The sequence below is a fragment of the Conyzicola sp. genome (genome assembly GCF_046714715.1).
Taxonomy (GTDB): Bacteria; Actinomycetota; Actinomycetes; order Actinomycetales; family Microbacteriaceae; genus Conyzicola.
This window is the reverse complement of sequence record NZ_JBKKAD010000211.1, coordinates 1-19,611: the sequence shown is the minus strand read 5'-3', so window position 1 is coordinate 19,611 and position 19,611 is coordinate 1. Positions and strand designations below refer to the sequence as shown.

Annotated in this window: 16 protein-coding genes and 1 pseudogene; 6 read left to right on the top strand and 11 right to left on the bottom strand. The window is 69.0% G+C overall.

Annotated features, from left to right (window positions below; genetic code table 11):
• The 6 genes from secA to mtrA all read right to left on the bottom strand — a co-directional run.
• Positions 1 to 2,076, bottom strand: a 2,076-nt coding sequence (gene secA, locus ACLQ6X_RS16560; RefSeq protein ID WP_411701244.1) for a preprotein translocase subunit SecA, incomplete at its 3' end; no start/stop codon positions are given.
• A 183-nt stretch (positions 2,077 to 2,259) separates the two neighbouring features.
• Entirely contained in the window at positions 2,260 to 2,964 is a 705-nt protein-coding gene (gene hpf / locus ACLQ6X_RS16555) for a ribosome hibernation-promoting factor, HPF/YfiA family (protein WP_411701243.1), read from the bottom strand.
• A 119-nt stretch (positions 2,965 to 3,083) separates the two neighbouring features.
• Positions 3,084 to 3,764: a ComF family protein gene (locus tag ACLQ6X_RS16550; RefSeq protein ID WP_411701242.1), complete on the bottom strand. Its 681-nt coding sequence runs from the start codon at positions 3,762 to 3,764 to the stop codon at positions 3,084 to 3,086.
• 73 nt (positions 3,765 to 3,837) lie between these two features.
• Positions 3,838 to 5,523 carry a GerMN domain-containing protein gene (locus ACLQ6X_RS16545; protein ID WP_411701241.1) on the bottom strand — a complete coding sequence of 562 codons (1,686 nt, stop codon included), beginning with the start codon at positions 5,521 to 5,523 and terminating at the stop codon, positions 3,838 to 3,840.
• Positions 5,516 to 7,123 carry an MtrAB system histidine kinase MtrB gene (mtrB, locus tag ACLQ6X_RS16540; protein ID WP_411701240.1) on the bottom strand — a complete coding sequence of 536 codons (1,608 nt, stop codon included), beginning with the start codon at positions 7,121 to 7,123 and terminating at the stop codon, positions 5,516 to 5,518. Before mtrB ends, ACLQ6X_RS16545 begins: the two co-directional genes overlap by 8 nt.
• 2 nt (positions 7,124 to 7,125) lie before the next feature.
• Positions 7,126 to 7,806 (bottom strand): MtrAB system response regulator MtrA, encoded by a 681-nt coding sequence (gene mtrA, locus ACLQ6X_RS16535; protein ID WP_411701239.1) that lies wholly within the window; start codon positions 7,804 to 7,806, stop codon positions 7,126 to 7,128.
• A gap of 125 nt (positions 7,807 to 7,931) precedes the next feature.
• On the opposite strand from mtrA, the gene ACLQ6X_RS16530 reads away from it, so the two are divergent.
• From ACLQ6X_RS16530 to ACLQ6X_RS16510, 5 genes are read left to right on the top strand one after another with little or no spacing between them, the layout of a single operon-like run.
• Positions 7,932 to 9,086 carry a hypothetical protein gene (locus ACLQ6X_RS16530; protein WP_411701238.1) on the top strand — a complete coding sequence of 385 codons (1,155 nt, stop codon included), beginning with the start codon at positions 7,932 to 7,934 and terminating at the stop codon, positions 9,084 to 9,086.
• A complete protein-coding gene (locus tag ACLQ6X_RS16525) occupies positions 9,083 to 9,736 on the top strand; it encodes a DUF4129 domain-containing protein (protein WP_411701237.1) in 654 nt (217 codons plus the stop codon). Before ACLQ6X_RS16530 ends, ACLQ6X_RS16525 begins: the two co-directional genes overlap by 4 nt.
• A complete protein-coding gene (locus tag ACLQ6X_RS16520; protein WP_411701236.1) occupies positions 9,733 to 10,920 on the top strand; it encodes a DUF4350 domain-containing protein in 1,188 nt (395 codons plus the stop codon). The genes ACLQ6X_RS16525 and ACLQ6X_RS16520 overlap by 4 nt, the downstream gene beginning before the upstream one ends.
• A 32-nt stretch (positions 10,921 to 10,952) precedes the next feature.
• Positions 10,953 to 11,933 (top strand): AAA family ATPase, encoded by a 981-nt coding sequence (locus ACLQ6X_RS16515; protein ID WP_411701235.1) that lies wholly within the window; start codon positions 10,953 to 10,955, stop codon positions 11,931 to 11,933.
• Positions 11,934 to 11,952: 19 nt separating this feature from the next.
• Entirely contained in the window at positions 11,953 to 13,266 is a 1,314-nt protein-coding gene (locus ACLQ6X_RS16510) for a DUF58 domain-containing protein (RefSeq protein WP_411701234.1), read from the top strand.
• Between the two features lie 84 nt (positions 13,267 to 13,350).
• On the opposite strand, the gene ACLQ6X_RS16505 is transcribed toward ACLQ6X_RS16510, so the two are convergent.
• From ACLQ6X_RS16505 to ACLQ6X_RS16495, 3 genes are read right to left on the bottom strand one after another with little or no spacing between them, the layout of a single operon-like run.
• Positions 13,351 to 14,847, bottom strand: a complete 1,497-nt coding sequence (locus ACLQ6X_RS16505; RefSeq protein WP_411701233.1) for a catalase — start codon at positions 14,845 to 14,847, stop codon at positions 13,351 to 13,353.
• Positions 14,840 to 15,295, bottom strand: a complete 456-nt coding sequence (locus tag ACLQ6X_RS16500) for a Fur family transcriptional regulator (protein ID WP_411701232.1) — start codon at positions 15,293 to 15,295, stop codon at positions 14,840 to 14,842. The genes ACLQ6X_RS16505 and ACLQ6X_RS16500 overlap by 8 nt, the downstream gene beginning before the upstream one ends.
• 53 nt (positions 15,296 to 15,348) lie before the next feature.
• Positions 15,349 to 16,344 carry a stage II sporulation protein M gene (locus ACLQ6X_RS16495; RefSeq protein WP_411701245.1) on the bottom strand — a complete coding sequence of 332 codons (996 nt, stop codon included), beginning with the start codon at positions 16,342 to 16,344 and terminating at the stop codon, positions 15,349 to 15,351.
• A gap of 16 nt (positions 16,345 to 16,360) precedes the next feature.
• Here ACLQ6X_RS16495 and ACLQ6X_RS16490 point away from each other — a divergent pair, with 16 nt between their 5' ends.
• On the top strand, positions 16,361 to 17,281 hold the full coding sequence (locus ACLQ6X_RS16490) for an RDD family protein (protein WP_411701231.1): 921 nt from the start codon (positions 16,361 to 16,363) through the stop codon (positions 17,279 to 17,281).
• A 203-nt stretch (positions 17,282 to 17,484) separates the two neighbouring features.
• Here ACLQ6X_RS16490 and ahcY read toward each other — a convergent pair whose 3' ends face one another.
• Entirely contained in the window at positions 17,485 to 18,978 is a 1,494-nt protein-coding gene (gene ahcY, locus ACLQ6X_RS16485; RefSeq protein ID WP_411701230.1) for an adenosylhomocysteinase, read from the bottom strand.
• Between the two features lie 48 nt (positions 18,979 to 19,026).
• Positions 19,027 to 19,611, bottom strand: a pseudogene (gene manB / locus ACLQ6X_RS16480) (phosphomannomutase/phosphoglucomutase); the annotation flags it as partial.

Below are 19,611 nucleotides of genomic sequence, written 5' to 3'. Positions count from 1 at the left end.
GCCCTCTGCGGTGTGCACGTCGACGACCTCGGTCACGACGTCATCCAGGAAGCGCGTGACGCGATCCTGCAGATCGTCACCCTCGAGGATGTGGCGGCGGTCACCGTAGATGGCCTCGCGCTGGCGGTTCAGAACATCGTCGTACTTGAGCACGTTCTTGCGGATCTCCGCGTTGCGCCCCTCGACCTGCGACTGCGCCGACTGGATGGCCCGGCTCACGATCTTCGACTCGATGGCGACATCGTCGTCGAGTCCGCCGCGTCCCATCAGGCTCTCGGCCGCCGCGCTGTTGAACAGGCGCATGAGGTCGTCCTGCAGCGAGAGGTAGAAGCGGCTCTCACCCGGGTCGCCCTGGCGACCGGAGCGACCGCGCAGCTGGTTGTCGATGCGGCGCGACTCGTGGCGTTCGGTGCCGAGCACGTAGAGTCCGCCGACGGCGACGACGCGCTCGGCCTCCTCGCCCACTTCGCTCTTGACCTCGGCGAAGACGTCGTCCCACGCGGCTTCGTACTCGTCGGGGGTGTCGACCGGGCTGAGCCCCTTGTTGTTCATGTGTGCGACGGCGAGGAATTCGGCGTTGCCGCCGAGCATCACGTCGGTGCCTCGACCGGCCATGTTGGTGGCGACCGTGACGGCGCCGAGGCGGCCAGCCTGAGCGATGATGGATGCCTCACGCGCGTGGTTCTTCGCGTTGAGCACCTCGTGCTTGACGCCGCGCTTGGCAAGCATCTTCGACAGCAGTTCGCTCTTCTCGACGCTCGTGGTTCCGACCAGAACGGGCTGACCGGTCTCGTGACGGCCCACGATGTCGGCGACGACCTGCTCGAACTTGGCCTGCTCGTTCTTGTAGATCAGGTCGCTCTGATCCTTGCGAAGCATCGGCTTGTTGGTGGGGATCGCGACGACGCCCAGCTTGTAGGTCGCCATGAACTCGGCGGCCTCGGTCTCGGCGGTACCGGTCATGCCCGACAGCTTCTTGTACAGGCGGAAGTAGTTCTGCAGCGTGACGGTGGCGAGCGTCTGGTTCTCGGCCTTGACGGCCACGCCCTCCTTGGCCTCGATCGCCTGGTGGATGCCCTCGTTGTAGCGGCGCCCCATGAGGATGCGGCCGGTGTGCTCGTCGACGATCAGCACCTCGCCGTTCATCACGACGTAGTCCTTGTCCTTCTTGAACAGGGCCGCGGCCTTGATCGAGTTGTTGAGGAACGAGATCAGCGGGGTGTTCGCCGACTCGTAGAGGTTGTCGATGCCGAGGTAGTCCTCGACCTTCTCGATGCCGGGTTCGAGAACACCGACGGTGCGCTTCTTCTCGTCGACCTCGTAGTCGACCTCGGGCACGAGCTTCTTCGCCAGGTTCGCGAACTCGGTGAACCAGCGGTTCGCCTCGCCCGACGCCGGGCCGGAGATGATGAGCGGGGTGCGCGCCTCGTCGATGAGGATCGAGTCGACCTCGTCGACCACGGCGTAGAAGTGGCCGCGCTGCACCATGTCCTGTGCCTGCCAGGCCATGTTGTCCCGCAGGTAGTCGAAACCGAACTCGTTGTTCGTGCCGTAGGTGACGTCGGCCATGTACTGCTGGCGGCGTTCCTGCGGGGTCTGGCCGGAGAGGATGACGCCCGTCGTCATGCCGAGCGCGCGGAATACGCGGCCCATGAGCTCCGACTGGTAGCTCGCGAGGTAGTCGTTGACCGTGATCACGTGCACGCCGCGGCTGGCGATGGCGTTGAGGTAGGCCGGAAGGGTGGCGACGAGGGTCTTGCCCTCGCCCGTCTTCATCTCGGCGATGTTGCCGAGGTGCAGGGCGGCGCCGCCCATGACCTGGACGTCGAAGTGGCGCATGCCTAGCGTGCGCTTGGCGGCCTCGCGAACGGCGGCGAAGGCCTCGGGAAGCAGGTCGTCGAGGGACTCGCCGTTGCCGTAGCGTTCGCGGAGTTCGACGGTCTCGTTCTTGAGCTCGTCGTCGGTGAGCTGGGTGAAGTCGTCTTCCAGATGGTTGACGGCTTCTGCATAGTGCTTGAGGCGACGAAGGAGTCGACCTTCACCTACGCGAAGTGCGCGTTCGAGAACGTTGGCCACGACTTACTCCAAAGGTTGTTGAGCGCGGGTCTTTCCTCGCGCGGGCACTCGGGTGGCGCCCGCCGTTACCGGCTCGTAATGGTAGCAAGCCTACCCAGCCAGCGGCTGTGCCCCGTCTGGGTGGGCAGGCTTGCCACCTGGTTACGCCGAAGGCGTACTGAAGGCCCTTCGCCTTGGGCGTACTCAGCGCGCTACGACGAACTTCGCCCCGGCCTGCACGGAGGCGTCGGCGTTCGACCCGTTCTCGTCGAGCCCGATGACGCCGTAGTCCCAGCCCTTACGCCGGTAGACCACGCTGGGGCGGTGCGTCTCGCTGTCGATGAACAGGTAGAAGTCGTGCCCCACCAACTCCATCATGTAGAGCGCGTCATCCACCGTCATCGGGGTCGCCTCGAAGACCTTCTTGCGGATGACCACGGGCGAGTACGGCTCTTCGACGTCCTCCGCGAGCTCCGAGGCCGCCTGCACCGGCACCGAACCCGTGCGCACGCTCTCGAGAACCTGGGGTGCGGCGGGCGTGATGTCGATGACGCTGAATCCATCACTGGATGCTTCGCGCAACGAGACGGGGCGGTGCTGACCCCGATGGACCTTCTTTCGGTCCTTGGCCTGACGGATGCGCTCGACCAGTTTGGCCATCGCGAGATCGAGAGCGACGTACTTGTCGGAGCCCGAAGATTCGGCTCGCACGAGAGGTCCCGGACCGATCAGGGTGAGTTCGACACGGTCGTCGCCGCTCGCTCCCCTGGTCTCGTGATGACGGGTGACCTTGATTTCGAAGGCAATGGCTTTTTCTGCAAGGTGGGCAACTTTGTCCGCCTTCTCCATTGCGTACTCGCGGAAGCGATCCGTGACGCCAACGTTGCGTCCGGTGATGGAAATTTCCATGTGCGACCTCCCAGCCCTATGGCGCCGCCTTTTTATCAGGCGATGAAGAATTTCTTTCGCGCCTTTTCGCCCAACTTAGTCCCGTTGCACCGCAAAGTCACGAACGCGTCACGCTAGTCTCATGGGACGTTCAGAGAATGGACACCGGCCTCTGGCACGCGCTTTTGCGTGTACGCCAACGCCGCCGCGGCGACGACTTCGCCGCCCGCCTCGCGCACGGCCCGAGCGGCCTCGGCGAGCGTGGATCCGCTGGTGAGGATGTCGTCGACGAGCAGGAACCGCCGCCCGTCGAGTCGGCGTCTGGCCCGCAGGGAACCCGCGCGGTTGCTCGCCCGTTCGTCGACGGCGAGACGCTTCTGCTGCGCGGCCCGTCGGGTGTGCGAGAGCTCGGCCGCCGTGCGCACCCCGGCGCGGCGCAGCAGCAACGCCAGCGGGTCGTAGCCGCGACGGCGGAACGCGCTGCGGCTCGTGGGCACCGGCAGCGTCTCCACGTTCGACAGTGCATCCACGTCGGGCGGCCCCGATGCGGCCGCGGACATCGCGCGTGCGAGCGGAACGGCGAGGGCGCGGGCGACATCCGTTCTGCCGTTCTCCTTCAGGGCGATTATCGCGAGGCGCACCGAGCCCTCGTAGTCGAGGGCGTAGAAGACGGGCGTTCCGTCGGCGAGCAGACGGCGCTGCACGGGGGCCACGAGCCCGACGCGGCACGTGTCGCAGAGCGATCGGTCGGGTGCGCCACAGCCGGCGCACTCGACGGGCAGCACGAGGGCGAGGGCGTCGAGCAGGGCGTCGCGGAGCATGCAGCCGAGTGTTCCCCCGAGCGGTCGCGGTGGGTGCGACGCGGCCCAATCTGTGCAGAACTGCGGGGCGGGCCTACTGCTGTGTGCCCAGCATCTCGGCCGAGATTCCCGTGCGCTGCCAGCTGGTGCCGCGGGGGCGGAAGACGTCGCCGTCGGTGGTGAGCACGCGCAGGCCGTCGGCTCCGCCGTTGCCGCCCACGATGCTCACTCCGCCCTCGATACGCCCGAGCAGGGCGCTGGGTCCGCCGATCTCGAACGAGCGGATGAGGGTCTCGTCGTCGTTGCTCGAGAGCGTCGCGACCGTGCGGTTGTCGACCCAGGTGGCGGCGAGAGGCGACTCGGCGACGACGGGCAACGCGAAGAGTTCGCCGAGGCTCGACGGCACCCCGTCTTGCCGCACGATGCCCGCGACGTAGAGGCGCGGGCCGATCGCCGTATCGAGGTAGAGCAGCAACCGGGCGCCGTCGCGCGAGACCGCCAGCGACACGACGCGCGCGTCGCTCACCGGCACCGCGGAGGCGACGATGTGTTCGGTCCCGTCGAGCTCGTACGCCCGGATCGCCGAGCCGTCGGCGACGGGTACCGACCAGATGAAGCCCGCGTTGTCGATCGAGGGCGCGGCGAGGCCGGCGCGCGGATCGACGAGCAGCGGGTCGGTCGCGCCCGATCGCACGGCGTAGACGCCGACGCCGTTGCGCACGGCCGCTTCGCTCCGGTTGCGGGCGAGCGCCACCGCGGTCGCGCCGAGCTCGACGACCTTGCCGCTGATCTGGCCGATGGGCGTGACGTCGTCGTTCGAGGCGTATCCGAACTGGTTCTCGCGCAGCACGAGAGGCGCCGGTTCGACCGTGGGGTTGACGACGGCCGGTATCGCTCCCGTCTCGGGGGTGGTGACGGGCAGGCCGCCGACCGTCATCACGACGCTCGTGACGTTGCTGAGGCTCGCCGAGAGCTGCTGGCGCATGCGCTCGCGTTCCAGCGAGTTCGCACCGCCCACCTCCTCGGAGAGGTCGACCGTGGCGACGCCGGAAGTGATGTCGACGAACCCGTCGCCGAGCTGGGTGCCGGTCGGGAAGGCCGAGATCAGCACGCCGTTGCTCAGCCACGACGACTGGCCGGCGAGCAGGGCGCCGACGACGCGCACCGATGTTCCCGAGCGGTTGGGGAACCAGCGCACGTCGGGCACGAGGTACTGGTAGGTGGGGTCGAAGTAGTACAGCGAGTACTCGCCGAAAACGACGCTGAAGCTGTCCTCCGAGAGCACGATGCCCTCGGGGGCGCTGCTGATGCGCCACTGGTCGCCCTCCCTCACGAACGTGAAGGGCAGCGACACGGTTTCGGCGCTGGACTCCTGGTAGTGGCCGTCGCTCGACACCGACGCCGAGGTGGTGAGCGAGTAGTTGAGCTCGGTATCGGACACGCGACGCTGCGTGCCGACGCCGGTGCGGATGGTCGTGAGCGCGTCGGGGTTCCAGACGCTGGCGAAGTCGTCGGCCAGGAAGTCCCTGGCGACGGCGTAGTCGTTCTGCGGGTCGATCGCCGCGAGCAGGAACTCCTGCATGATCTCCTCCTGCGTGGAGTTCACCCGCGGCCCCTGGGGCGCGAAGCCGATGTCCAGTTCGGCGTCGTCGCTGACCACGTCTCCCGCGGTCACGTTGCCCGACGTGGGCACGCCCCCGCACGCGGCGAGCGCGATCGTTGCGGCGGCGGCCAGCCAGACCGTGAACAACGTGCGGCGCCTGCGGCCCTGATCAGACATCGGCGTCCTCCTTCGCGGCGGCCCCGACCGGGGGCAGGTCGAGCGGCGACTCGGTGAGCGTCTCGCCGCGGCGGCGCGGCAGGGTGAGCCGGAAGCACGATCCCTCGCCGGGCGCCGACCAGACCTCGAGCCAGCCGCCGTGCAGGGCGGCGTCCTCGAGCGAGATTGCCAGGCCGAGGCCCGTGCCGCCGGTGGAACGCTGGCGGGACGGGTCGGCCCGCCAGAACCGGTCGAACACGCGCTCCATCGCGGTGGTCGACATTCCCACTCCGTAGTCGCGCACGGCGATCGCCACGGCGGCCTCATTGCTGTCGACGTAGACGACGATCGGTTTGCCTTCGCCGTGGTCGATCGCGTTGGCCAGCAGGTTCTGCAGGATGCGGCGGATGCGGCGCGCGTCGACCTCCGCCTCGAAGTACCCGCCGGGGGCTTCGAGCCGCAGCTCGGTGCCCTTCGACGCCGACAGGGTCTCCACCGCCTCCATCGCGTCTTCGACCAGGCGCACGAGGTTCGTCGGTTCGAGTTCCATGTCGACGGCGCCGGCGTCGTACCGGCTCATCTCGAGCAGGTCGGCCAGCAGCAGCTCGAAGCGCTGAACCTGCGTGTGCAGCAGCTCGGTCGTGCGCGCGGTCGCCGCGGGAAAGGTCTCGCGCTGGTCGTAGAGCACGTCGCTGGCGAGGCGGATCGTGGTGAGCGGCGTGCGCAGCTCGTGGGAGACGTCGGAGACGAAACGCTGCTGCACCTGCGAGAGCGTGGCGAGCTTGGTGATCTGGCGCTGCAGGCTGTCGGCCATTCCGTTGAAGGAGCGTGCCAGGGTCGCGATGACGTCTTCTCCCCTCTCGGGGATGCGCACCTCGAGCTCGCCGGCCGCGAGCCTCTCGCTGGTCTCCGCTGCGGTGCGCACGGGAGCGACGATGAGCCGCACCACCGTGTACGTCACGGCGCCGATGAGGATGACGAGCGACGCCATGCCGAGCCAGAGGGTGCCCTGCACGAACGACAGGGCCTGCTCGGTGTCGCTCAAGTTGTAGACGAGATACAGCTCGTACTGGCCGGAGGTGGGTACGTCGAGCACCGAACCGACGACCACGGCGGGGTCGACCCCGCCGTCTTCCCGCTCGAGCGAGATCGACTGCCAGTAGAGGCGGCGTTCGGTCGAGCTCTCCACCTGCTCGCGCAGCTCGGGCGAGATCGCCACGTCGGGATCGAGGCCGGGGCTGACGACGTCGACGGGCAGTCGCACCCCCGCCTGGCCCGGCGTGCGCAGGATCGCGATGTCGGTTCCGGCCGGGGTGGAGGCGGCCTGCTGCACGGCGGTCGACGCGCTCTTCATCGCGACGTCGAGGTCGAGACCCGCGGTCTGCTGGGTCGCGTCGAACCGGGTCTGCGCCACGACGTTCGACCGCTCCGACGCGGCGAGCGCGTCTTGCAGGCGGGTGTCGAATAGGTTGGCGCCCACGCTGAACGACATGTACGCACCGATGATGCCGACGGCGATCGTCGACATCACGACCGAGATGGTGACCGTGCGCACCTGCAGGGACGAGCGCCACAGCCGCTGCGCGCGCACCGGCCACGTGCGCCAGGTGAGGTAGCGCATGGTTATCCCGGGCTGCCGGCGCGGTAACCAACCCCGCGCACGGTCATAACGATCCTCGGGTTGTCGGGGTCGGCCTCCACCTTCGCGCGCAGGCGCTGAACGTGCACGTTGACGAGCCGGGTGTCGGCCTTGTAGTGGTAGCCCCACACCTGTTCGAGCAGCATTTCTCTGGTGAACACCTGCTGCGGCTTGAGGGCGAGGGCGAGCAGCAGCTCGAACTCGAGCGGGGTGAGGTTGATCTTCTCGGCTCCGCGCAACACCTCGTGTCCCGCCACGTCGAGCACGAGGTCGCCGACCGCGAGGGTTCCGCTCGGAGCCTCGGGGCTGGGACGAAGACGGGTGCGGATGCGTGCCACCAGTTCTTTGGGATTAAAGGGCTTGACGACGTAGTCGTCTGCTCCGCTCTCCAGGCCCTTGACGACATCCGCCGTGTCGCTTTTCGCCGTCAGCATGATGATGGGAATCCCGGATTCCTCCCGGATCTGCGCGCACACCTCGATGCCGTCCATTCCGGGCAGCATGAGGTCGAGCAGAACGAGGTCGGGGGCGAAAGCGTGGAAGGCGTCGAGCGCTTCGGAGCCGTCGGCGCAGAACGCGATGTCGAAACCTTCGGCGCGCAGGACGATGCCGATCATCTCCGCCAGGGCGGTGTCGTCGTCGACTACTAGAATTTTGGCGTTCATAGCCCTCTACCGTTTGTGGTCCAGCACGTGAGGAATTGCCGGAGCTTTCGCATAAGAGTAGTCGAGTGTGAAAGCATAAATAGCGTAGGTAGCGCCTGAGACGTTTAGGGGAGAGGCACTTCACAGTGACCGACAACAATGCGTGGCGGCCACCGAGCGGCGATCCGTTGCCGCCCGCCGGCCAGTTCGTGCCTCCCGCGAGCCCGTACGGGCCGCCGACCCAGCAGCCCGTGCAGCAGGCGCAGCAGGCGCCCGGCTGGACGCCGCCGCCGAAGCCCGGCCTCATTCCCCTGCGGCCGCTCGCCTTCGGCACGCTGCTCGGCGCCTCGTTCCAGGTGATCCGGCGCAACCCGCGCCCCACCTTCGGCATCTCGCTGCTGCTCAACGGCCTCGTTATCGTGCTGTTCGTCGGGGTCATCGGCGGGGTCACCGCGCTCGCCTTCGGGCGCGCCGCCTCGGCCACGAGCGCCGACGCCGACGAGATCGAGGCGGGCGCCATCGGCGCCATCGTGGTCTCCGCCCTCATCCCCATCGCCCTGTCGCTATTGGTGACCGCCATCCTGCAGGGCATCATCTCGCTCGAGGTCTCGCGCGCCACGATCGGCGAGAAGCTGACGGTTCGCGGACTCTGGCGACTGGCCCGCGGCCGCATCGGCGCCCTCGTCGGCTGGTCGGCGCTCGTTACCGCCGCGATACTGGTCGCCATCGTGATTCTGGCCCTCATCGTCACACTGCTGATCGTCCTGGGCGGCGACGCCGGGCTCGTGATCGGCATCATCCTGGGAATCATCGCGGGGCTCGGCAGCATCGTCGTGTGGGCATGGCTCGCCACGAAGCTGTCGCTCGTTCCGAGCGTGCTGATGCTCGAGCGTCTGCCCCTGCGCCGAGCCGTGACGCGATCGTGGCGCCTGACCAGCGGCTACAGCTATTTCTGGAAGGCGCTCGGCACCCAGCTGCTCGTCTACGTGATCGTGCAGGTCGCCGCGCAGGTCGTGGCCACCCCGATCTCCATCCTCGCCGCCGTCGGCGGATCGACGATCAACCCGAACGGCGACATGACCGCGTCGGTCGTGGTGCTGGTGGTCGGCTACATCCTCACCGGCATCGTGAGCCTCGTTTTCGGCGCGCTGGCCGCGGTCGCCCAGTCGGCGGTCGCCGCGCTGATCTACATCGACTTCCGGATGCGCAAAGAGGGGCTCGACCTCGACCTGGCGCGGTTCGTCGAGGCCCGCCAGGTCGGCGACATCGGCGTGGCCAACCCGTACCTTCGCACCTCGTGATCGGTGCCGGGCCCGTCGGTCGTGCCGTCCCGGTCGACCCCGACGCCGAACAGGCGCGGCAGTGGCTCATCGACGAACTGGCCAAACCCGACTACCGCGCGGCGCAGCCCACCTGGTTCGACCGCCTGAGCGCGGCCATCGGCGACTGGTTCGCCTCGCTGCGCTTCGGCGGCATCGACGGCGGCCCCAACCTGGGCGCGCTGCTCGTGATCCTCGTGGTGGTCGCCGCACTGGTCGTGGCCTACCTCGTGTTCGGCCTCCCCCGGCTCGCCCGCAAGAGCGGCGTCACCGGCGACCTCTTCGGCGACGCCGACGACCGCGACTCGACGGCCATCCGCGCGGCGGCCGAGGCCGCCGCGGCCGCGGGCGACTTCGAACTGGCGATCGCCGAGATCTTCCGCTCGACCGCCCGCTCGCTCGCCGAACGCACCGTGGTGACCACCAGCCCGGGCACCACGGCCCACGACTTCGCCATGCGCGCCGCGGCGGCCTTCCCCGACTTCTCCGCCGCCCTCACGACGGCGGCCGTCTCGTTCGACGGCGTGCGCTACCTCGGCCGCTCGGGCACGCGCACCGAGTACGACGCGATGGCGCGGCTCGACAGCGGGCTTCGCGCCGCCAAGCCGCAGTTGCAGGCGGTCACCGCGTGACGACCACCTCCCCCGGCCAGCGCGTGCTGACCGCCAGCACCACCACGGTGCTGCGGCGGTCGGCGTTCTGGGGCGCAGCCGCGGTCTTCGCCGTCGTCATCGCGCTCATCGGCATCCACTTCGCCGGCGCCGTCACCGAGTCCGACCCGCTCTCGGCCACCAACCCGGCCCCCGCCGGGGCGAAGGCCGTCGTCGAGGTGCTGCGGCAGCAGGGAGTCACCGTCACCCCCACCTCGACGCTCGAGCGAACGGCCGCCGCGATCACGGACCCCGCCGACACGACCCTGTTCTACTACGACCCCGACGGCATCCTCGACGCCGACCAGCTCGCGCGGGTCTTCGCCCTCGCCGGCAGCACCGTCGCGGTCGAGCCCGACTTCGACCAGCTGCTCGCGCTCACCCCCGATGTCGCGCAGGCCGGAAGCGTCGACGGCGAGGTCGAGGCGGGCTGCGAGCTGACCGCGGCCACCCGCGCGGGGTCGATCACGGGCGACGGCTCGGGCTACCGCTACCTCGGCGACGATCCGGCCGCCACGACGTGCTTCGGCAGCGGAGACGACGTGTACTCCCTCGTGCGCGTGCCGACCGCGACCGGAACCGCGACGGTCGTCGGCGCCTCCGACGCGCTGAGCAACGAGTTCGTGTCCGACCGGGGCAACGCGGCGTTCGCCCTCAACCTTCTCGGTTCCACCGAGAACCTCGTCTGGTACACCCCGGGCGCTGCCGATCTCTCTACCGCGGCGCCGCCCACCCTGGGCGGGCTCAGCCCCGACTGGGTGCTTCCCGCCACGGCGCTCGTCGTGCTCACCGTGCTCGCCGCCGCCTTCTGGCGCGGACGCCGCTTCGGCCCGCTCATCATCGAGAACCTGCCCGTCACCGTGCGGGCCAACGAGACCATGCAGGGGCGCGCCCGGCTCTACCAGAAGTCGACGGCCCGCCTGCGCGCGCTCGACTCGCTGCGCATCGGGACCGTGCAGCGCATCGCCGCGCTCTGCGGGCTCTCCCGCCTCGCCTCGGTCGACGACGTCGCCGCGACCGCCGCCGCCGTCGCCGGCCTGCAGCCGAACGAGGTGCGCCGCGTCCTGCTCGACGCCGTCCCGACCACCGACCGTGAACTCGTGCAGCTGTCAGACCAGCTTCTGACGCTCGAGCGCACGGTCGCGACATCCGTCACCCCCGTTTGACCACCGCACCCATGGAAGAGAGCGCCGCACGAATGACAGACGCACCCACCCGCCAGCTGACCGAATCCGAGCTGCGAGCCGCCTTCGCGCGCGTGCGGGAAGAGGTGGGCAAGTCGGTGGTCGGGCAGGATGCCGCGGTCACCGGCCTCATGATCGCGCTGCTCGCCGGCGGACACGTTCTGCTCGAGGGCGTGCCCGGCGTCGCGAAGACCCTGCTCGTGCGCACCCTCAGCCACACGCTCAAGCTCGACACCAAGCGCGTGCAGTTCACGCCCGACCTGATGCCGGGCGACGTCACCGGCTCGCTCGTCTACGACGCGAAGGCGGGGGAGTTCGAGTTCCGCCAGGGGCCGGTGTTCACGAACATCATGCTCGCCGACGAGATCAACCGCACGCCGCCGAAGACCCAGTCGGCGTTGCTCGAGGCCATGGAGGAACGCCAGGTCTCGGTCGACGGCGTGAGCCGCACGCTGCCCGTGCCGTTCATGGTGGCCGCCACCATGAACCCGATCGAGTACGAGGGCACCTACACGCTGCCCGAGGCCCAGCTCGACCGGTTCATGCTCAAGCTCGTGCTCGACCTGCCCGACCGCGCGACCGAGGTCGAGGTGATCACGCGTCACGCCGCGGGCTTCAACCCGCGGGATCTGCGCTCGGCCGGGGTGGAGGCGGTGCTCGACGCGGCGCAGCTGGGCCAAGCCCAAGCCGCCGCCGCCCGCGTGGGCGCCTCCGCCGACGTCATCGGCTACGCGGTCGACCTCGCCAGGGCCACCCGGCAGAGTCCGTCGGTGAAGCTCGGCGTGAGCCCCCGCGGAACCACGGCGCTGCTGTCGGCGGCGAAGGCGTGGGCGTGGCTCACCGGGTTCGACGCGATCACCCCCGACCACGTGCAGGCCATGGCGTTGCCCGTGATGCGCCACCGCCTGCAGCTGCGCCCCGAGGCCGAACTCGAGGGTGTCTCGGCCGACGCGATCCTGCGCGCCATCATGCAGCAGGTTCAGGTGCCGATCTAGTATGCGCGGTGGTATCTAGATGGCCATTAGCGGTTGGTTCGTCATTCTCGTCGCGCTCGGCATCGTGCCGGTCGTGGTCTTCGACGACCCCGTCGCGCTCTACCTCTGGCTGGGGTTCGTGGCGTTGCTCGGCACGGTCGACCTGCTGCTCGCCGCGTCCCCGCGCCGCATCACGCTCGAGCGTGTGCTGCCCGGGCCCGTGCGCCTCGGCGAGCGGGTCGAGTCGACGTTGTACCTCACGAATACGGGCAGCCGACGGATGCGCGCCATCGTTCGCGACGGCTGGCCGCCCTCCGCGGTAGCGACCCCCTCGCGCCAACGGGTGGAGGTGCCGGCCGCCGAGCGTCGCTCGATCGTCACGGCGCTCACGCCGTTCCGCCGCGGCGAACGGCGCTCGGCCCACGTCACGCTGCGCTCGTTCGGGCCGCTCGGGCTGCTCGCCCGGCAGGCGTCGATCGTCGTTCCCGGCTCGATCACCGTGCTGCCGCCGTTCAACTCGCGCAAGCACCTGCCCTCACGGCTGGCCCGGCTGCGCGAGCTCGACGGTGCGACGAGCGTGATGGTGCGCGGTCAGGGCACCGAGTTCGACAGCCTGCGCGACTACGTGCGCGGCGACGACGTGCGGTCGATCGACTGGCGCGCCACCGCACGCCGCAACGACCCCGCCACCAACAGCCAGAAGCTCGTGGTGCGCACCTGGCGTCCCGAGCGCGACCGCCGCGTCGTGATCGTCGTCGACAGCGGCCGCACCTCGGCGGCCCGCATCGACAACGAGCCCCGCATCGACACGGCGTTCGAGTCGGCGCTGCTGCTCGCCGCGCTCGCCAGCCGCGCCGGCGACCGGGTCGACCTCGTGGTCTACGACCGCCGGGTGCGCGGCCGCGTGCAGGGCGCGAGCGGACCCGAGCTGCTGAACCGCATGGTCGGAGCGATGGCGCCGATCGAACCCGAGCTCATCGAGATGGACTGGAGCGCGATCCCCGGCCTCGTGCGCTCGGTCACATCGCAGCACGCGCTCGTGGTGCTCGCGACGTCGATCGACGCGCCGGGGGCGTCGCGCGGGCTGCTGTCCGTGCTGCCGCAGCTGACCAGACGCCACACCGTGCTCGTCTCGTCGGTGGTCGACCCGACGGTGATGGCCCTCACCACCCAGCGCGGCGACAGCACGGAGGTCTACCGCGCGGCGGCCGGCGAACGGGCACTGCTCGACCTGGCCCGCGTCTCGGCCGCCATCCGCCAGCTCGGAGGCGACGTCGTCACCGGCGCACCCGCCGACCTGCCGCCCGCGCTGGCCGACCGCTACATCGCGCTGAAGGCGGCGGGGCGGCTTTAACGGCGAAAGGCCGCCCGAGCCGTACCGATATACCCCGAGGGGTTTCGATACGGCCGCGGGCGGCCTACCCAACCGGCAGTGCTGCTACTCGCCTACGCCCACGAACTCGGCGGCCTCGTTCGGGGTCTCCCCCGGCGTCTGCAGGTTGCGACGCAGGGCCGCGCCCAGGCGGGCGTCCACGTTCGTCCAGTACTGGATGGCACGCTCGCGGATCTCGGGCACCGTGGTGCCGCCGACCGCTCCCGTGATGGTCTCGAGGAATCGCTGCTTGGCGGCTTCGTCGAAGACGTCGCGGTAGAGCGTTCCGGCCTGGCCGAAGTCGCTGTCTTCGGCGTGCAACGTCGCCGCAGTGCGGATCAGCTCGCCGTCGGACTCCCAGCTACCGGCACCCGCGAGCGCGGGGTCGGCAACGGGGCCGCCGAACGAGTTGGGGGCGTACACGGGCGCCGACGCCGGCTTGTAGCCGTGACGGGTCGCGCCGTCCTGCGAGTAGTTGTGCACGGGCGACTTCGGCGCGTTGACCGGGATCTCGTTGTAGTTCGTGCCGACACGGTAGCGCTGCGCGTCGGGGTACGAAAACACGCGGGCCATCAGCATCTTGTCGGGGCTGATGTCGATGCCGGGAACCGTGTTGGCCGGCGAGAAGGCGGCCTGCTCGATCTCGGCGAAGAAGTTCTCGGGGTTGCGGTTCAGAGTCTTGGTGCCGACCTTGATGAGCGGGTAGTCGGCATGCGGCCAGACCTTGGTGAGGTCGAACGGGTTGAAGCGGTACGACTTGGCGTCGTCGTAGGGCATGACCTGCACGTGCAGGTCCCAGGACGGGAAGTTGCCCTCCTGAATCGCCTCGTACAGGTCGCGGCGGTAGTAGTCGGCGTCGGCACCGGCGATGTCCTGCGCCTCGGCGCCGCCCATCTCGATGTTGCCCTGGTTCGAGGTGAAGTGGTACTTCACCCAGAAACGCTCGCCCGTGGCGTTGATCCACTGGTAGGTGTGCGAGCCGAAACCGGGCATCTCGCGCCAGGAGCGCGGCAGGCCGCGGTCGCCCATGAGGTAGGTGACCTGGTGGGCGGACTCGGGCGAGAGGGTCCAGAAGTCCCACTGCATGTCGGCGTCGCGCAGGCCGGAGCCCGGGAGGCGCTTCTGCGAGTGGATGAAGTCGGGGAATTTGATGCCGTCGCGGATGAAGAACACCGGGGTGTTGTTGCCGACGATGTCGTAGTTGCCCTCGGAGGTGTAGAACTTCACCGAGTAGCCGCGCACGTCGCGCCAGGTGTCGGGCGACCCCTGTTCGCCGGCGACGGAGGAGAAACGCGTGAGGGTGGGGGTGGATGCACCGGGCTGGAAGACAGCCGCACGGGTGTACGCCGAGACGTCGCCGGTCACGACGAACTCGCCGTGCGCTCCGCCGCCCTTGGCGTGTACGACACGCTCCGGGATGCGCTCGCGGTTGAACTGCGCCAGCTTCTCGACGAGGTAGCGGTCGTGCAGTGCGGTGACGCCGTCGGCGCCCGCGGTGAGGGAATGGGCGTCGCTCGGAACGGCCGAACCCGTCTGGCTCGTCGTGTACTGGTCGTCAGTCATGGATCTCCTTGGTTGGCGCTGCTTGCAATTGCTGGTCCTGCTGGCAAGGGGCACAAAGGCCCCAGAAAGTCACTTCCGCGGTGGCGAGGGTGAACCCCGCGGTGTCGGAGGGGGTGAGGCAGGGGGCGTGGCCGACGACGCACTCGACGTCGGCGACGGCGCCGCACGAGGTGCAGACGATGTGGTGGTGGTTGTCTCCGATGCGGCGCTCGTAGCGGGCGGCCGAGTTGGCCGGCTCGATCTTGCGCAGCAGCCCGGCCGCGGTGAGGTCGGCCAGGACGTTGTGCACGCTCTGCAGGGAGGTCGCGGCGTCCGCCTCGACGAGCAGCCGGTGCAGGGTGACAGCGTCGCTGTGCGGGGAGCTCTCGAGAGCGTCGAGCAGCGCGAGGCGGCCGGCGGTTACGCGCAGACCGGCCTCGTGCAGTTCGCGTTCTGAGGTCGTCGGCATCCGACAACCATAGTCTCTATCGTGAACGATTCATAATAAGCCGACCCCGTGTGTCAGCCGGCCACGAGTCGTTTCGCCCCGGCCTCGAACTCGTCGAGGTCACCGGTCTGGCCGGCGCGGAAGGCGCGGCGGCCGAGGATCCACTGGTAGGCGAGGAACCCGGCGAGCGCCACCGTGCCGATGCCGATCTTGATCGCCCACGGCCACTCCTGCCGCGTGATGTAGCCCTCGATGAGCCCCGAGACGAGCAGCGCGAGGACGAGCCCGATCGCGACTGTGAACAGGGCGCGACCGTCTTCGGCGATCGCCTGGCCGCGCGTGCGGGCGCCGGGCGCTATCCACGACCAGCCGATGCGCATTCCGGCGGCGCCGGCGACGAAGATCGCGTACAGCTCGAGCTGCCCGTGCGGGGCGATGTAGAGGAAGAACACGTCGAGGCGGTCGTACTCGTGCATGATCCCCGCAGTCAGGCCTAACTGTTGCGCGTTGCTGAACACGATGTAGGGCGTGTAGAAGCCGACGATGCCATAGGCCACGGCCTGCGCCGCAATCCAGGCGTTGTTGGTCCAGACGAAGCTGGTGAACGAACTGCCCGGATTGTCGGAGTAGTAGTTGACGAAGTCTTCTTTGGCGTACCGCTCGAGCGCGCTCGGGTCGCCCTGGGTGGCGAGCACCTGCGGATTGGAGATCGCCCAGCCCGCGTACAGCGCGCCGATCGCGAAACTGGCAACGGTGACCGCGAGGCATAGCCAGCGGATGCGGTACAGCGCGGCGGGCAGCTGGAGTACGAAGAAGTCGAGCAGCTGCCGCAACACGTTCGCCTGCACGCCGGTGAACTTCTGGCGGGCCCGCGACAGCGACAGCGACAGCCGGTCGCCCGGCAGCGACTGTCCGGTGGTGGTCTTGATCACCGAGAGCTGCGTCGCGCCCGACTGGTAGCGGTCGATCAGCTCGTCGGCCTCCGCGCCGGTGAACTGACGCTGGCGGCCCAATCGGGCAAGCCGGTCCCATTCTTCGCGGTGAGCGGCGGCGTAGGCGTCGAGGTCCATCTGCTTAAATGATGTCATGCCGCGACCCTCCGCGAACGACCAGTCTGTTCCGCGTCTGCCCGCTCCGGATCTGCGTGCGCCGCGTGCCCCCGCGCCGGGCCACTCCGACCACCTCGAGATCGACGACACGATCATGACCGGCGAGGCGGTGGCGCTCGACCTGCGCCCGGCGAGCTTCGTTCTGCGGGCGGCCGGGGCGATCATCGACTTCATCGCGTACATCGGGCTCTTCCTGCTGCTCATCTTCGTCGTGTTCCCCGCGCTCGAGGCCAGCTTCGGCGGCTTCGACGACGCGATCCGCACGGCGCTCATCGTCGCCGGTCTCGTGATCTCGATCGTGGTGACGCCGGTCGCCGTGGAGCTGCTCAGCCACGGGCGCTCCCTCGGCAAGCTGGCGATCGGCGCCCGCATCGTGCGCGACGACGGGGGCGCCATCGGCTTCCGGCACGCCTTCATCCGCGCTCTCACCGGGGTGATCGAGATCTACACGACGTTCGGCGGATTCGCCGTCGTGGTGTCGCTGCTGAACGCCCGCGCGAAACGGCTCGGCGACCTGCTGGCCGGAACATACAGCCAGTACGAGCGCGTGTCGAACGCCTCGTCGCCGGTCTACGGCGTTCCCGCGCAACTGCAACAGTGGGCTCTCACGGCCGATGTCGCGCGCATGCCCGACCGGCTGGCCCGACGCGTGAGCGCGTTCCTCGCCCAGGCCGGGAAGCTCACGCCGCAGACCCGGGTGCGGCTCGGCAACGAGCTGGCCGCCGAGGTCGCCCCCTACGTCTCCCCCGTGCCGGCCGTCGAGGCCGAGCTGTTCCTCGCCGGCGCCGCCGCCGTGCGCCGCGACCGCGAGTACGCCGCGCTGCAGCTCGAGGCCCGCGGTCTCGACCGGCTGAAGCCCGTGCTGGGCGGTCTGCCGAACGGCTTCCCCGAGCGGTAGCGCGCCACTCCGCCGCGCGACTTGTCACTAACAGGGCAGACGTCGCGCGTTATCGCCCCGATTGCGACAAGTCGGGAGCAGCGGATGCGCCTCGCGCCGCAACGGAGGCACCAATCACGCGGGGGACGGGATTCGACGCTCGAACGGCGACCGGAGGTCGGGACTTTGCCCTTCGTCTCGATCGGTCGGCGGCAGCCGTGGGCCTAGTAGCGGTAGTGGTCGACCTTGTACGGGCCGTCGGGCGAGACGCCGATGTAGGCGGCCTGCTCGTCGGTGAGACGGGTCAGCTTCACGCCGAGCGCGTCGAGGTGCAGGCGGGCGACCTTCTCGTCGAGGTGCTTCGGCAACACGTGCACGTCGACGCCGTAGTTCTCGCCGTGCACGAAGAGCTCGATCTGGGCGAGCACCTGGTTGGTGAACGAGGCGCTCATGACGAACGACGGATGCCCCGTGGCATTTCCGAGGTTCATGAGGCGGCCTTCGGAGAGCACCAGAACGCTGCGGCCCGACGGCAGGCGCCACTCGTGCACTTGCGGCTTGATCTCGATGCGCTCGGCGCCCGCGAGCTTCTCGAGCCCGGCGATATCGATCTCGTTGTCGAAGTGCCCGACGTTGGAGACGATCGCGAGGTGCTTCATGCCGAGCAGGTGGTCGACGGTGATGACGTTCTCGTTGCCGGTTCCCGTGACGAAGATGTCGACCTGGTCGAGCACGCTCTCGATCGTGGTGACCTGGAAGCCGTCCATCGCGGCCTGCAGGGCGTTGATCGGGTCGACCTCGGAGACGATGACGCGCGCGCCCTGGCCCTTGAGCGCCTCAGCCGCTCCCTTGCCCACGTCGCCGTAGCCGACGACGAAGACGACCTTGCCGCCGATCAGCACGTCGGTGGCGCGGTTGAGCCCGTCGGGCAGCGAGTGGCGGATGCCGTACTTGTTGTCGAACTTGCTCTTGGTGACCGAGTCGTTCACGTTGATCGCCGGGAACTGCAGCTCGCCCGTCTTGGCGAGCTCGTAGAGGCGGTGGACACCGGTGGTGGTCTCTTCGGTGACGCCCTGGATCTCCGCGGCGATCGTCGTCCAACGGTCGGGCGAGGTCTGCAGCGAGGCGCGGAGGGTGTCGAGGATGACGGTCCACTCGTGGGAATCGGTGGCCGTGGCATCCGGAACCGCGCCGGCCTTCTCGAACTCCCGGCCCTTGTGCACGAGGATCGTGGCGTCACCGCCGTCGTCGTGGATCATGTTCGGGCCTCCGAAGCCCTCGGCCGACCAGTCGAAGATCTGGCTCGTGCACCACCAGTACTCCTCGAGTGTCTCGCCCTTCCAGGCGAAGACGGGAACACCGGCCGGGTTCTCGACCGTGCCGTTCGGTCCGACGGCGACCGCGGCCGCCGCCTCGTTCTGCGTGGAGAAGATGTTGCAGCTCGCCCAGCGCACCTGCGCGCCGAGCGCGACGAGGGTCTCGATGAGCACGCCCGTCTGCACCGTCATGTGCAGGCTTCCGGCGATGCGGGCACCCTTGAGGGGCTGGCTCGCGCCGAACTCCTCGCGCAGGGCCATGAGCCCCGGCATCTCGTTCTCGGCCAGCCGGAACTGGTGGCGCCCGGCCTCGGCGAGACCGAGGTCGGCGACCTTGAAGGGCAGCGCGGTTGTGGGCAGCGCAGAAGTGGGCTGGGCGGTGGTTACAGGCGCGATCGACATGCGTCTATTGTCACACCCGCCACCACCGCGTGACCGGAGATGACGGTATTACTCGCGGATAAGGGCGAGAACGGCGTCGCGAACCGACTCCATCTTCGCCTTGCTGCCCGCCTCGACGTTGAGCCGCAGCAGCGGTTCGGTGTTCGAGGGGCGCACGTTGAACCACCAGAACGCGTCCTCCGTGGCGGGTCCGGTGACCGTGAGGCCGTCCAGCTCGTCGAACTCGCCGACTCCGGTGTAGGCCGTGACGATGCGCTCGTAGGCGGCGGGCACGTCGGTGACCGTCGAGTTGATCTCGCCGCTGAGGAAATAGGGGTCGTACTGCGCGGCGAACTCGCTGAGCGGCCTGTCCTGGTGGCCGAACTCGGCAAGCAGGTGCATCGCGGCGAGCATGCCGTTGTCGGCACCCCAGAAGTCGCGGAAGTAGTAGTGCGCCGAGTGCTCGCCGCCGAAGATGGCGCCGGTGGCCTTCATCTGGTCCTTGATCAGGGAGTGGCCGACGTTGGTGCGGATGGCCGTGGCGCCCGCGGCCTCGATCGTCTCGGGCACGATGAGCGAGGTGATGAGGTTGTGCAGCACGACGATGTCGAGGTCGGGCTCGATGCCGCGCACGCGGGTGATCTCGCGCAGGGC